Annotated in this window: 1 pseudogene; it reads right to left on the minus strand. The window is 61.3% G+C overall.

Going from position 1 to position 243, the window contains the following annotated elements:
• Positions 1-243 (minus strand): annotated as a pseudogene (locus HOP58_RS22945) (IS110 family transposase); the annotation flags it as partial.

The following is a 243-nucleotide window of genomic DNA, read 5'->3' on the forward strand; positions in this document are numbered from 1 at the left end:
GGTGCTGATCGAGGTGGTCATCGATCTCCCGCTGGAGACGATCCCGCTCACGCGTCAATGCCGACAGGATGTCATCGATCGAGCGGAGGATATCGGTTGCCATGACGAACTCGGCTTTCTCGCGCCGGTTTCGCTCACGCTGAATGTCCTTGTCCAGTGCGTCGAGTCTCGCTGCTAGCGCCTTGAGCTTGCGTACCTCCTCAGGCTCCGGCTGCCACGCATCAGGTCGTTGCGTCGCGCCAT

Source organism: Halomonas sp. MCCC 1A11062 (assembly GCF_021404355.1).
Classification (GTDB): Bacteria; Pseudomonadota; Gammaproteobacteria; order Pseudomonadales; family Halomonadaceae; genus Halomonas; species Halomonas aerodenitrificans.